General features: G+C 67.0%; 13 protein-coding genes and 1 pseudogene. 9 read left to right on the forward strand and 5 right to left on the reverse strand.

Annotated features, from left to right (window positions below; translation table 11 throughout):
* Window positions 1-3 precede the first annotated feature (3 nt).
* A pseudogene (locus MF407_RS10815) lies at window positions 4-1023 on the forward strand (ABC transporter ATP-binding protein); the annotation flags it as partial.
* A 16-nt stretch (window positions 1024-1039) separates the two neighbouring features.
* Entirely contained in the window at window positions 1040-2191 is a 1152-nt protein-coding gene (locus MF407_RS10820; RefSeq protein WP_129626210.1) for an oligopeptide/dipeptide ABC transporter ATP-binding protein, read from the forward strand.
* Between the two features lie 65 nt (window positions 2192-2256).
* Here the strand turns inward: MF407_RS10820 and MF407_RS10825 are convergent, their stop codons facing one another.
* Genes MF407_RS10825 through MF407_RS10835 form a run of 3 tightly spaced genes read right to left on the reverse strand, consistent with a single transcriptional unit; the run spans window position 2257 to window position 5143 of the window.
* Window positions 2257-3207, reverse strand: coding sequence for an L-lactate dehydrogenase (locus MF407_RS10825; RefSeq protein WP_129626208.1), 951 nt, complete (start codon window positions 3205-3207; stop codon window positions 2257-2259).
* Window positions 3208-3248: 41 nt separating this feature from the next.
* Entirely contained in the window at window positions 3249-3671 is a 423-nt protein-coding gene (locus tag MF407_RS10830) for an NUDIX domain-containing protein (RefSeq protein WP_239702284.1), read from the reverse strand.
* Window positions 3668-5143 carry a DHA2 family efflux MFS transporter permease subunit gene (locus tag MF407_RS10835; protein WP_129626204.1) on the reverse strand — a complete coding sequence of 492 codons (1476 nt, stop codon included), beginning with the start codon at window positions 5141-5143 and terminating at the stop codon, window positions 3668-3670. Before MF407_RS10835 ends, MF407_RS10830 begins: the two co-directional genes overlap by 4 nt.
* Before the next feature lie 150 nt (window positions 5144-5293).
* Here MF407_RS10835 and MF407_RS10840 point away from each other — a divergent pair, with 150 nt between their 5' ends.
* Window positions 5294-6025, forward strand: a complete 732-nt coding sequence (locus MF407_RS10840) for a VIT family protein (RefSeq protein ID WP_129626202.1) — start codon at window positions 5294-5296, stop codon at window positions 6023-6025.
* Window positions 6026-6116: 91 nt separating this feature from the next.
* Here MF407_RS10840 and MF407_RS10845 read toward each other — a convergent pair whose 3' ends face one another.
* Window positions 6117-7799, reverse strand: a complete 1683-nt coding sequence (locus tag MF407_RS10845) for a formate--tetrahydrofolate ligase (protein WP_239702285.1) — start codon at window positions 7797-7799, stop codon at window positions 6117-6119.
* 137 nt (window positions 7800-7936) lie between these two features.
* On the opposite strand from MF407_RS10845, the gene MF407_RS10850 reads away from it, so the two are divergent.
* From MF407_RS10850 to MF407_RS10865, 4 genes are all read left to right on the forward strand, one after another.
* Window positions 7937-9112, forward strand: coding sequence for an acyl-CoA dehydrogenase family protein (locus MF407_RS10850; protein WP_129626198.1), 1176 nt, complete (start codon window positions 7937-7939; stop codon window positions 9110-9112).
* Window positions 9113-9118: 6 nt separating this feature from the next.
* Entirely contained in the window at window positions 9119-10192 is a 1074-nt protein-coding gene (locus MF407_RS10855; RefSeq protein ID WP_239702286.1) for an acyl-CoA dehydrogenase family protein, read from the forward strand.
* A gap of 52 nt (window positions 10193-10244) precedes the next feature.
* Entirely contained in the window at window positions 10245-11114 is an 870-nt protein-coding gene (locus tag MF407_RS10860) for a universal stress protein (protein ID WP_129626194.1), read from the forward strand.
* 114 nt (window positions 11115-11228) lie between these two features.
* Window positions 11229-11903 (forward strand): DsbA family oxidoreductase, encoded by a 675-nt coding sequence (locus tag MF407_RS10865; protein WP_239702287.1) that lies wholly within the window; start codon window positions 11229-11231, stop codon window positions 11901-11903.
* 3 nt (window positions 11904-11906) lie between these two features.
* Here the strand turns inward: MF407_RS10865 and MF407_RS10870 are convergent, their stop codons facing one another.
* Window positions 11907-12353: an SRPBCC family protein gene (locus MF407_RS10870; RefSeq protein WP_239702288.1), complete on the reverse strand. Its 447-nt coding sequence runs from the start codon at window positions 12351-12353 to the stop codon at window positions 11907-11909.
* A gap of 97 nt (window positions 12354-12450) precedes the next feature.
* Between MF407_RS10870 and MF407_RS10875 the strand changes: the two genes are divergently transcribed.
* Window positions 12451-12903 carry a Fur family transcriptional regulator gene (locus tag MF407_RS10875; RefSeq protein ID WP_239702289.1) on the forward strand — a complete coding sequence of 151 codons (453 nt, stop codon included), beginning with the start codon at window positions 12451-12453 and terminating at the stop codon, window positions 12901-12903.
* The gene (locus tag MF407_RS10880; RefSeq protein ID WP_239702290.1) at window positions 12896-13549 is read left to right on the forward strand and encodes a hypothetical protein; all 654 of its coding nucleotides are present in this window, start codon (window positions 12896-12898) and stop codon (window positions 13547-13549) included. Before MF407_RS10875 ends, MF407_RS10880 begins: the two co-directional genes overlap by 8 nt.
* Window positions 13550-13566 lie beyond the last annotated feature (17 nt).

The raw sequence follows: 13566 nt of genomic DNA on the forward strand, positions 1-13566 counted from the left end.
ACGGTGACGACAACCACTGAAACAACCCCGCGGCGCCGGCCTGCCTCGTCCGAGGCGCTGCTGCGCGTGCGCGATCTGACCGTCGACTTCGGCACGAAGGGCAAGAAGCCCTTCCGTGCCGTCGACGGAGTGTCCTTCGACGTCCGCCCCGGCCAGACCGTCGGTCTCGTCGGTGAGTCGGGCTGCGGCAAGTCGGTCACGTCGATGGCGATCATGGGCCTGCTTCCCAAGCGCGGCAACAAGGTCTCCGGCACCGTCGAGTTCGAGGGCACCGACCTGCTGTCCCTGTCGGACAACCAGATGCGTGAACGCCGCGGACGCGACGTCGCGATGATCTTCCAGGACCCACTGTCCTCGCTCAATCCCGTTGTACCCCTGGGCATTCAGGTCACCGAGGTCATCGAGCGACACCGCGGCCTCTCCCGCAAACAGGCGATGCCGGAGGCGAAGGAGCTTCTCGACAAGGTCGGCATTCCCGACCCGAATCGGCGGTTGAAGGAGTACCCGCACCAACTGTCCGGCGGCATGCGTCAACGCGCGTTGATCGCAATGGCGCTCGCCTGCAAGCCTCGCCTGCTGATCGCCGACGAGCCGACCACCGCCCTTGACGTCACCATTCAGGCACAGATCCTCACCCTGCTCGGCGAACTCGTCCGTGACTCGGGAACCGCTCTGGTGATGATCACCCACGACCTGGGCGTCGTTGCCGGACTGTGCGAGGAGGTCAACGTGCTGTACGGCGGACGCATCGTCGAACGTGCTGCGCGCCACGACCTGTTCGCCCAGCCGCGTCACCCGTACACCTACGGTCTGCTGCAGTCGATCCCCCGGTTGGACGCGCCCCGCGGCCGTCTCAACCCGGTGCCCGGTTCGGTTGCCGACAACCTGCCCTGGACGTCGGCCTGCGCGTTCGCGCCGCGGTGTTCGCAGCCGATCGGTCGGTGCACCGAGCAGACCCCCGAGTTGGAGCAGATCGAACCCGGTTTCGACGCAGACCGGTTCCTGCGCTGCTTCAACCCGATCGAAGGAAGGACCGCCGATGAGCACCGCCACCACCGAACAGGACCGCACGAACCGCTCCGACGGCGACGACGTCCTGGTCGACGTCACGGGCCTGAAGGTGCACTTCCCGATCAAGCGGGGAGTGATCTTCGACAAGACGGTCGGCTATGTGTACGCGGTCGACGGCGTCGACCTGCAGATCAAGCGCGGCGAGACGTACGGTCTGGTCGGCGAATCCGGTTGCGGCAAGTCGACATTCGGACGTGCGTTGCTACGCCTGGAAGACCTGACCGAGGGCACGGTGATCTTCGACGGCGTCGACGTCGCCTCGCTTCAGGGTGAGGAATTGCGCCGCAAGCGCAAAGACATGCAGATGGTCTTCCAGGACCCGCTGTCCTCCCTTGACCCCCGCCAGACCGTCGAGGCGCTGCTGCTCGAGGGCATGAACGCCCACGGACTCGCGAAGGACAAGGCGGCCGCCAACAAGCGGCTGCGCGAACTGCTGTCGGCCGTGGGTCTGCCTCCCGCTGCTCTGAAGAAGTACCCGCACGAGTTCTCCGGCGGGCAGCGTCAGCGCATCGGTATCGCCCGGGCACTGTCGGTGGACCCGAAGCTGATCGTCGCCGATGAGCCCGTCTCCGCGCTCGATGTGTCGGTGCAAGCCCAGGTCATCAACTTGTTGGAAGACCTTCAGGAAGAGTTCGGACTCACCTATCTGGTGGTCGCGCACGACCTTGCGGTGGTGCGCCATATCAGTGACCGCATCGGCGTGATGTACCTCGGCTCACTGGTCGAGGAATCGGACGCCGACGGCCTGTACGCGCACCCGCTGCACCCGTACACGCGCGCGCTGTTGTCAGCAGTCCCGGTACCCGACCCGGTCGTCGAGGACAGTCGGGAACGGATCATCCTGGTCGGCGACCTTCCGAGCCCGGCCAACCCGCCGAGCGGTTGCCGTTTCCACACCCGATGCCCGTGGAAGCAGGAGACTAAGTGCGACACGGACCGTCCCGAACTGCGCATCGTGCAGATCGACGGCGTGACCCAGGGACACCGGGTCGCCTGCCATTACGCCGAGCAGATCGCGTCCGGGGAGTTGCAGCCGCACGAGGTCAAGGCGGTCGCCACCGACCAGACCGGTGACTCCTCCGACGAGGCCGGGTCGATGTTCGAGCCCGAGAAGCTGTAGGCCGGAAAGACGCGTGCGACGTGGTCGTCCTGGTGCAAAGCGACCACGTCTCACGCGTTTTCGGTTCAGGCCTCGGGCCAGAACTCGCGCATGACCGCCCGTAGCGTGTCTGCGCTGGCGGTGAAGCGCTGCGTCTCCTGGTCGTCCAGGTCGAGTTCGACCACCTCGCGCACCCCGCGGCGGCCGATGCTGGCCGGCACCCCGATGTAGATGCCCTCCTGGCCGTACTGCCCTTCGAGCAGCGCGGACACCGGCAGCGTCACCTTCTGGTTCGACAGGATCGCCCGGGTGATGCGGGCCAGCGCCATGCCGATGCCATAACTGGTGGATCCCTTGGCGGCGATGATGTCGTAGGCGGCGTCCCGCGTCCGCACATAGATGTCCTCGATGTCGGCCTCGATCTGCGGGTTCGCCGCGATGCGCTTGGCGAGGGAGCGGCCCGCGATCGACGCGGCGCTCCACACCGGCAGCTCGGAGTCGCCGTGTTCGCCGATGATCATCGCGTGGACGTTGGTGGTGGCCACCTCGAAGTACTGCGCCAGGTTGTACCGCAGTCGCGCCGTGTCGAGGCTGGTGCCCGATCCGAGCACCTGTGCCGACGGCAGACCGCTGTGCCGCCAGGTGGCGTAGGTGAGGATGTCGACCGGGTTCGTAGCCACCAGGAAGATGCCGTCGAACCCGGACGCCATGACCTCGCTGACGATGTCCTGGGTGATGCGGACGTTGGTGCCCACCATGTCGAGCCGGGTCTGGCCGGCCTTCTGAGCAGCACCGGCACACAGCACGACGATGGCGGCGTCCCTGCACTCCTCGTAGCCGCCGTGGGTGACGGTGATCGGACTCGGCGCCCACGCCTCGCAGTGGTTGAGGTCGGTGACCTCGCCACGGGTGCGGTTCTCGTCGGTGTCGAGCAGCACCAGTTCGTCGGCGATGCCCTGGTTGACCAGCGCGTACGCGTAGGCGATGCCGACCGCGCCGGCACCGATCAGGACGACCTTGTTCTCGACGTACTTCATCGGGCTCTCCCCTGCCGACGGATGCGCTGACGGGGCCGAGCCTACGAGCCCGCCCGTGACCAACGCGAATGCAGCAGGTGAACGATCGGCAGATCGTCGCGCAACCAGCCCACGTCGAACAGATCATCGAGCGGCAGCCAGCGCAACTCGTCGTGATCCTCCAGCGGCGCGGGTACGCCCGAGGTGATGACAGCCAAGAAGACGAACATCAGATAGTTCTCGCCGAGCGGCCAACCGCCGTCCTGCGGACCGGGCACCTCGTCGCCGAGATGGACGTGAACTCCCAACTCCTCCAACAGTTCTCGGTGCATCGCCATCTCGTGGCTCTCACTCTCGTCGACCTTGCCGCCGGGGAACTCCCAGCCGCCGGCAAGGGCTGCGGGGGCTGACCTGCGGGCCGCGAGCAGAAGCGTCGGTGCAGCCAGATCGTCGACGATCGCAGCCCCGACGACGTGCCGGTTCACGCGTCCGCCTTCACACCGTGCGGATCAGTGAAGAACAACACGGCGACGACGCCGATGAGGACGACGGCCGCCGGCAGGTACAGCGATTCACCCATCGCGCGGGAGAACTCGTGGGCGACGTGCGGAATGTGACCGATCGATCCTCCGGCGGCGCCGGGTTCCGGTGAGGTCAACCCCACCCCCGCGCCGAGCCGGTCGGCCAGTCGAGCCTCCATCAACGAGGCGATCGCGGCACTGCCGAGCACCGCGCCGACCTGGCGGGTGGTGTTGTAGACACCCGAACCGGCGCCGGCTCGCTGCGGCGGCAGGGTGCGCGTTGCGGTCACCGACAGCGGTGACCACATGAAGCCGTTGGCGACGCCCAGCAGCAGGATCGGCATCAGCACGAGCCACAACGGCGTGTCTCGGTCGAGCAGGTACCCGAGCCACACCAGCGCCACCACGAAGCAGGAGAGCCCGAACCCGGCGAGGATCCGCGGATGCATCCGGTCGACCAGGCGTCCGACGAAGGGTGCGAGCGCGGCGGTGAGCAGGGCCATCGGTGCGAGCAGCAGCGCCGCCTGGGTCGGCGTCCAGCCGCGCACCACCTGCGCCCAGAGCATGATCGGGAACGCCATCGCGGTGATCGCCAGTCCGACGGTCGCGATCGCCACGTTGGCAAGAGAGTAGTTGCGGTTGCTGAACAGGACCAGCGGCACCAACGGCTCGGATCGGTTCACCCGCTGCCAGTACACGAAGGCGGCCAGGACGAGCAGTCCCCCGATGATCAGCAGTGGCACCGAGATGAACCCCGTGATGGTGCCCCAGTCATAACGCTGTCCCTCCTGAATACCGAACACCACCAGGAACATCCCGACCGCCGACAGCCCCACACCGAGCAGGTCGAAGCGATGCGACTGCACCGACAGGTCGGGCACCAGTCGCCAGGCCAGCACGAACGCGAGCACCCCGATCGGCACATTGATGATGAAGATCCATTCCCAGCTGAGCTCGTCGATCAGCACGCCGCCGAGGATGGGACCCACGAGCGTCGCGACTCCCGCGGTCGCGCCCCACGCACCCATCGCGGCGCCACGCCGTTCGGCCGGGAAGATACGGGTGATGATCGTCATCGTCTGCGGCGACAACAGGGCTGCGCCGACGCCCTGCACGACGCGCGCGGTGATGAGCCCGCCGATGGACGACGTCAGGCCGCACCACAAGGACGCAAGCGTGAACACGGTGAGCCCGACGAGGTACACCCGCTTGGGACCGAAGCGGTCGCCGAGGCGTCCGGTGATCAGCAGCGGCGTCGCGTACGCGAGCAGGTAGGCGCTGGTCACCCACACCACCCCGGTGATGTCGGCGCCCAGTCCCTCGATCAGCGCCGGCGTCGCGACCGAGACGATCGTGGAGTCGACCAGGATCATGAAGAACCCGAACAACAGCGCGAACAGTGCGCGCCAGGAATCCTTCAGATCATCGGTTGCCATGCGGCAACGATAGGCCTGCTGCCGGCTGGTCAGATGAGCCTTCCCTTCGTGGACACCGCCGCTTCGCCCGAGCACAGTTGGATGGAGCGCTCCGTGCACAGTTGCGTGCACACTTGCGTGCACAGACAGACGACGCGAGGGAGGAACGGCATGAGCACCGACGCCACGAAGGCGGACGCCGTCGTCCCGCACCCCGACGAACCGCACACCGAGAGCACGGCCAGCCGGCTCAACTGGTTGCGCGCCGCAGTGCTGGGTGCCAACGACGGCATCATCAGCGTTGCGGGGCTGGTCATCGGTGTCGCCGGTGCGACCAACGACCGTCAGTCCTTGTTGGTCGCGGGCAGCGCCGGACTGGTCGCGGGAGCACTCTCCATGGCGGCCGGCGAGTACGTCTCGGTCAGCACTCAGCGCGACGGCGAGAAAGCGTTGATCGCCAAAGAGATTCGCGAGCTGGAGGAGATGCCCGAGGAGGAACTCGAGGAGCTTACGCAGATCTACCAGAGCAAGGGTCTGGATCGCGAGCTCGCGGAACAGGTCGCGGTGAAGCTCACCGCCAACGACGCGCTCGCCGCGCACGCCGAGGTCGAACTCGGGATCGATCCCGACGAATACACCAACCCTTGGCACGCCGCCTGGGCCTCGATGGGCGCGTTCACTCTCGGGGCGCTGCTGCCGGTGCTGGTCATCCTGCTGCCGAGCAGCATCAACGTGCCGGTGACCTTCCTCGCGGTCGCCATCGGTTTGATGATCACCGGCGCCGTCAGCGCCCGTCTCAGCGAGGCGAACGTGCGCGCCGCCGTCCTTCGCAACGTCCTCGGCGGATCGCTCGCGATGGCCGTGACCTTCGGCATCGGCAGCCTGGTCGGCACCGGAGTCTGACTCACGTCTGACTCACCGAGTGGCCGGGCTACGGTCGGGTGGCCGGGTTATGTCCCGGCCACCGGTTCACAGCCCGGCCACTCGGCGAGTCTCAGAACAGACCGGTGACCTGACCCTCCGCATCGACCGAGATACGTTCTGCACCAGGAGTTTTCGGCAATCCGGGCATCGTCATGATGGTGCCGCAGACGAAGACGACGAAGCCTGCGCCGGCGGCGAGACGGACCTCCCGCACCTCGAGGGTGTGTCCCGTGGGCGCTCCGCGCAATGCCGGATCGGTCGAGAAGGACATCTGGGTCTTGGCGACGCAGACCGGCAGGTCGCCGTACCCCTCCGCCTCGAGTGCGGCGATCTGCCTGCGGACCGCGGCCGGGATGTCGACCGAACCCGCGCGGTACACGCGCGTCGCAACGGCGTGCAGCTTCTCCTCCAAGGATGCCTCGTCGCCGTAGGTGAACTGCAGGTCGGGTGACGGGCTCTCGGCCACGGCGAGTCGGACGGCGCGCGCCAGGTCGAGTGCACCTTCGCCACCGTCGGCGAAGTGGGTCGCGAGTTGCACCGACACCCCGCGGTCGGCCATGCGCTTGCGCAGCAGGTCGATCTCGGCGTCGGTGTCGGAGGGGAAACGGTTGATGCCAACGACGACCGGCAGACCGAAGACGTTCTGGATGTTCTCCAAGTGGCGGTAGAGGTTCAGCAGACCGTCGTCCAACGCCTGCAGGTTCTCGGTCGTCAGATCGGCCGTGGCAACGCCGCCGTGGTACTTCATCGAACGGATCGTCGCAACGATCACGACGACGTCCGGACGCAGCCCGGTCATGCGGCACTTGAGGTCGACGAACTTCTCCGCGCCGAGGTCGGCACCGAAGCCTGCTTCAGTCACGACCCAGTCTGCGTGTGCGAGACCGGCATTCGTCGCCATGACCGAGTTGCAACCATGCGCGATGTTCGCGAAGGGACCGCCGTGCACGAACGCCGGGTTGCCCTCGAGGGTCTGGACGAGGTTGGGCGACAACGCGTCCTTGAGCAGGGCTGTCATCGCGCCGTCGGCCTTCAGATCAGCCGCGGTCACCGGCTTGTTGTCACGCGTGCGGGCCACGACGATGCGTCCGATCCGTTCGCGCAGGTCCTCCAGGGAAGTGGCCAGACAGAAGATCGCCATGATCTCCGAGGCCACGACGATGTCGAACCCCGACTCGCGCGGGATGCCGTTGATGACGCCGCCGAGTCCGATGACGATGTCGCGCAGCGCCCGATCGTTCACATCGAGCACCCGCTTGAGCAGGATGCGCCGCTGGTCGATGCCGAGCTCGTTGCCGTGGTGCAGGTGGTTGTCGAGCATTGCAGCCAAGAGGTTGTGGGCCGCTGCGATCGCGGCGAAGTCGCCGGTGAAGTGCAGGTTGATGTCGGCCATCGGGTTCAGCTGCGCGTAACCACCGCCGGCCGCGCCGCCCTTCATCCCGAACACCGGACCGAGCGAGGGCTCGCGCAGGCAGACGATCGCGTTCTCGCCCAGTTGGTTGAGCGCGTCGGTGAGACCGACGCTGGTCGTCGTCTTGCCCTCGCCCGCCGGGGTCGGACTGGTCGCGGTCACCAGCACCAGCTTCGAACCGGGCCTGCGCTGCGAAGCGGCGACGTGTCGCACGTCGACCTTGGCTTTGTGATCGCCATACTTGTACAAGGCCCGAGCCGGGATGCCGGCTCGTTCGGCGACGTCTTCGATGGGCCGCATGGGGGTGGTGGCGGCAATCTCCACATCACTGGGTTGCGTCATGGATCACACTCTGCCGCACCCGCTCCGGCGGCACAGCGGATGCCGGACCGAACTCGACTAAGCAAACGCTTACCAAGCCGGGATCGAACGTCTACCGTGAGAACAACCACTGCCGTCCGATGGATCGAGGCTGAACGATGCAACGCCAGTTGACCGACGAGGACCGGGCTTTCCAGCAGGAAATGCGCCGGTTCTTCACCGAGACCGTTCCCGAGGAGCTTCGCTCCGGCCTGTCCAAGGACGGCGAGGTCGACCCCGACGTCATGCGTCGCGCCCAGCGGTTGCTCAACGAGCACGGCTTGGCCGTCCCGCACTGGCCGACCGAGTTCGGTGGCAAGGACTGGACCGAACTGCAGCGGCACATCTGGCGCACCGAGATGCAGGCGGCCAACGTCCCGCCGCCGCTGGCGTTCAACGCCAACATGATCGGCCCGGTCATCGCCTCCTTCGGCTCGCAGGAGCAGAAGGAGCGCTTCCTGCCGCCCACCGCGAACCTCGACATCTGGTGGTGCCAGGGCTTCTCCGAGCCGGACGCCGGCTCCGACCTGGCCTCGTTGCGCACCACCGCCGTCCGCGAGGGCGACGAATACATCGTCAACGGTCAGAAGACCTGGACGACGCTCGGGCAGTTCGCCGACTGGATCTTCTGCCTGGTGCGCACCGACCCGAACGCGCCGAAGAAGCAGATGGGCATCTCGATGTTGCTCATCGAGATGAACTCCCCCGGCGTGACCCTGCGTCCCATCAAGTTGATCGACGGCGGCCACGAGGTCAACGAGGTGTTCTTCGAGAACGTCCGCGTGCCGGCTGACCAGCTCGTCGGCGAGGAGAACAAGGGGTGGGACTACGCGAAGTTCCTGCTCGGCAACGAGCGTGTCGGTGTCGCTCCCGTGGGCTCGATCAAGCGCAACCTCGCCGACGCGAAAGCCTATGCGGCACAGACGAAGACGGCGACCGGCACCATGCTGGACGACCCGCTGCTCGCGGCCCGGATCGCCGAGCTCGAGGCCGAGGTGATGGCCCTCGAGGTCACCGTCATGCGCGTCGCGGGCAACAGCAAGGAGGGCAAGCCGGACCCGGTGTCCTCGATCCTGAAGTTGCGCGGCAGCGAGTTGCAGCAGGAGGTCCTCGAACTCATCACCGACATCGCCGGACCGGCGTCGCTGCACTGGACGCCGACCGACGACATCGAGGAGTGGGCAGCGCGCTCCACGCCCATGTATCTCAACTTCCGCAAGGCTTCCATCTACGGCGGATCCAACGAGGTGCAGCGCAGCGTCATCTCCGGCGGCATCCTCGGACTGAAGGGCTGAACAACCATGGACTTCACCTACGACGACGAACAGAAGGCCCTGCAGAGCGCGGTGCGCGAGATGGCGAATCGCCTTGTGCCGCAGGAAACTTCCGGTGATGTACCGGTCGGTCCGCGGCCGCTCGACCGGGACGCCTGGACGGCCATCGCCGAGATGGGCTTGCTGGGTCTGCCCATCTCCGAGGACGCCGGCGGCATGGGCGCGAGCCCGGTCGAGGTCTCCATCGCCGCGGCCGAACTGGGCGCTGCCCGCCTCGAACTCCCCTACGCCGACGCCATGGCGGCTGCCGTGATGATCGCCCGTGGCGAGGGCGGCGACGACCTGCTCGAGTCGATCGTCGACGGCAGTTCGGTCGTACTCACGGCACTGGCCGAGCCCGGCCGCGCCTGGGACCCCGAACACCCGGAGGCGACCGCGACCAAGTCCGACGACGGATGGACTATCACCGGTCACAAGCTCGGCAACAACGACCTGACCGAGGCCGACGCCGTCGTCACCACGGCGCAGTGCCCGGATGAGGGCTGCACCTGCGTCTTCCTGGTCAGGGAACCGAAGGCGTCCGGCGCGAGCGTTTCGTTCGAAAGCGCCGAGGCGATCCGCCTCGGCGACCTCGACCTGCTCGCCGAAGGCCTCAATGTCGGCATCATCGCGCTCGGCGGTGAAGCGCTCGGCGCCATGGGTGCGGCGCTGCGCTCGACCGTGGAGTACCTCAAGACGCGCAAGCAGTTCGGCGTGCCGCTGGCGGCTTTCCAGACGCTGACCCAGCGCGCTGCCGACATGTACGTCAGCGTCGAACTGGCCCGCAGCACAGTCAATTTCGCGTCGATGGCAATAGCCGACCACCCGGGTGACAGCGCGACCGCGTCGCGGCTGAAGCTGATCACCGGGCGCACCGGTCGCCACGTGGGACAGGAAGCGATCCAGTTGCACGGTGGCATCGGCATGACCGCGGAATACTCGGTCGGCCACCACACCACGCGACTGACGCAGATCGAGCACACCTTCGGCGACAGCCGGTACCACCTGGCCCGCCTGATCGCCGGAGTGCGCGAACACGAGATGGTCGACGTCCTGGCTTGAGCCCGACTCCGTTCACTACACTGGATAGTAGGAACGAGTGGGAGGTTCAGCCATGATCGTCGTCGGCTACAACGACACCCCGGACTGCGAACGCGCTCTCGAATGGGCGGCCAGTGAGGCACGACGCAGCGGCGACAAGCTGCGCGTCGTGTCCGCCACCGCAATGCCCACGTTCGCGGACGCCGGCGCAGGGGTGATGATCGACCGCCAGGTCATCGAGGACGGCGCCGTCGAGATGGCGAAGATCGGTGCGGAGAAGGCGTCCGCGCTGGGTGCGTCCGACGTCGAACCGCACCACTCGCTGGGCAACCCGGCCGAGATCCTCGTCGAGGCGGCTGAGGGTGCGCGCGTGATCGTGCTCGGCAGTCGCGGACGTGGTCCGGTGCTGTCGGCTCTGCTCGGTTCGGTCTCGTATGCCGTTGCGGCACATGCGAAGTGCCCGGTCGTGGTGGTCCGCGCGGATGCACCGTCCGTCGGTCCGCAACACCCGATCGTGGTCGGGGTGGACGACTCCAAGCCGTCCCAGCGGGCCCTCGCGATGGCCTGCGAGGTGGCCGCAGAACGCGGTGCGCCGCTGCACCTGGTGGCCGTGTGGTCGCAGCCTGCCGCGACCATCGCAGCCGCCTCGTACGTCGACGGCGCGGTGCTGATGACCGCCGGTGAAGGCATCCACCAAGCGGTCGAGGCCGAGTTGCGCGGCACTGCTGATCGGCTCCGCACGGATCACCCCGACCTCTCCATCACCGCCGAGGTAATCGAGGGCGATCCGGCGTCCGCTCTCGCCGCCGAGGCCGACCGCGTCGGCGCCTCGATGCTCGCCATCGGCACGCGCGGTCGCGGCGGGTTCCGCGGCATGATGCTGGGCTCGGTGAGCCACGGTGTCCTGCACTCCGCCAAGTGCCCGGTGGCGATCGTCCGCTGACCACAACGAGTCCGGTTCGAGTGTCATGAGGGATGAGGCGTGTCTGCCTCATCCCTCATGACACTCGCGGGCCCCGGCGGGAATGCGGAGGCGGTCCCCGGCTTTGATAGGGGCATGAACGTCGACATCTGGTCCGATCTCGCCTGCCCGTGGTGCTTCATCGGCACCGAACGTTTCCACCAGGCGCTGGCCGATTTCGAGGGCCGCGACGACGTCCGGGTCATCTGGCACAGCTACCAGCTCGACCCGAACCTTCCCGAGCACTTCGAGGGTTCGGAGATCGACTACCTGACCGAATCCAAGGGCATGCCCCGCGACCAGATCGAGGCGATGACCGAGCAGGTAGCCGGCGTCGCCGCTGCCGACGGTCTGCAGTTCGATTACGCCAACCTCAAGGTCGCCAACAGCCGGCTGGCACACCACCTGGTGCACCTGGCTCAGATGCGTGGCGTTGCGACCGAGGTCAATCGCGCGCTCTTCGCTGCGCACTTCGAGCACGGCGAGAACATCGCCGACAAGGACGTGCTGACCCGCATCGGCACCGAGCACGGGCTGTCCGCGGACGAGATCGGTGAGGCTCTCGGCTCCGAGCAGTACGACACCGCGATGCGCTCGGACGCCGATCAGGCCAGGGGCATCGGGATCAACGGCGTACCGTTCTTCGTCGTCGACGGGCGCTTCGGCGTCAGCGGTGCGCAGCCGGTCGACACCTTCGCCAAGGCGCTCACGCTTGCCCTCGAGGACGCCCCCGAAGGCGGCGGCTGCTGCGGCGGAAGCTGTTGCGGCTGAGGTCTATTCGACCGCAGCTGCCAGTCGGTCGATCGAACCCAGCAACCGTTCGGACGTCGTCCAGCGCGCCCGTTCGAAGCGCTGTTCGTCGCTGAGGCCGGTCCAGTCGTAGGTGTGCGTCACCCGGGTCGAGCCGGTGTCGATCGGTTCGAGTTCCCAGCGCCACAGATGGCCCGCCTGCGGCTCGCCGACACCGGAGGGCTTCCAGGCGATCAACCGACCCTCCTCGAACTCGACGACGTGGTTGTCGCGTTCCTTGCCCTTCGTCGTGGTCATCCGGAAAACATCACCGACCTGGTGAACCCGTTGTCCTGCAGCGGCTTTCGAGAGGTTGTCGTTTCCGTCCCACTCCGGCTGCCGGGCAGGATCGGCGATGAGTTCGAAGATGACGTCCACGGGTGCGTCGATGACGCGGGTGGCCGAGACGACCCGTTCCTGGCTGCTGTCCATGCGCCCACTGCAGCACAGTGTGGCGGCGTCCACAATGGGAGACCGTTCACCTGCTTGTTTTAAATCGTTCAAGAAAACGGGATAGACATGAGGGGTGATGACCGAGAAGCTCGACCGCAGCCTGCGTGAGGCCGGCCTGCGCGTGACTCGCCCTCGCGTCGCCGTGCTCGACGCTGTCCGCGCCAACCAACACGCGGACGCGAGTGAGATCCTGCGGGCTGTACGCGCACAGTTGCCGGCCGTCTCGCACCAGGCCGTGTACGACTGCCTGTCGGCGCTGACGGCGTCCGGCTTGGTGCGCAAGATCGAACCCGCCGGCTCCCCCGCCCGGTACGAGTGGCGACGCGGCGACAACCATCACCACCTGGTCTGCCGATCCTGCGGGGTGATCGCCGACGTCGACTGTTCGGTCGGCCACGCACCCTGCCTGACGGCGAACGACGACCACGGTTTCGTCATCGACGAGGCCGAGGTCATCTACTGGGGCATGTGCCCCGCTTGCACGACCGCCGGTTCAACCCTGACGAAGTCAGGAATCACAAATGACTGATGTGTCCGACCCGATCGAGACCACGACGATCGAGGAGACCAACGACCAGGGCGAGGCCAAGGAGGCCCGCTGCCCGGTGACCCACAGCGCGGCAGCGGACCCCGACCACAACAAGCGGTGGTGGCCGAACCGCCTGAACATCAAGATCCTCGCCAAGAACTCCCCGGCCCATAACCCGCTCGGCGAGGAGTTCGACTACGTCAAGGCGTTCGAGGCCCTCGACCTGGCCGAGGTGAAGAAGGACATCGCACACGTGATGACCGACTCCAAGGACTGGTGGCCGGCCGACTTCGGCACCTACGCCCCGTTCATGATCCGCATGGCCTGGCACGCCGCCACCGCCGGCTCCAAGGTGGGCGTGCTCACCGACCGCGAGGGTGCGCTGACCAACGACTTCCTGGTCACGCTGCTGGACCTGGAGACCTCCTGGGAGCGCGGCGAGGGCGACCTCTACAACGGCAAGAACGCCACGTCCGGTGCCACCTTTACCGGTAGCCGCGCCGACCTGGTCTTCGGTGCGAACTCCGAGCTGCGCGCCGTCGCCGAGGTGTACGCCTCGGACGACGCGCAGGAGAAGTTCACCCGCGACTTCGTCGACGCTTGGGTCAAGGTCATGGAGCTGGACCGCTTCGACCTGCACCGCTGATTGATCGAATCAGCCTG

Origin of the sequence: Yimella sp. NH-Cas1 (assembly GCF_022359705.1) — a bacterium.
GTDB lineage: Bacteria > Actinomycetota > Actinomycetes > Actinomycetales > Dermatophilaceae > Yimella > Yimella lutea.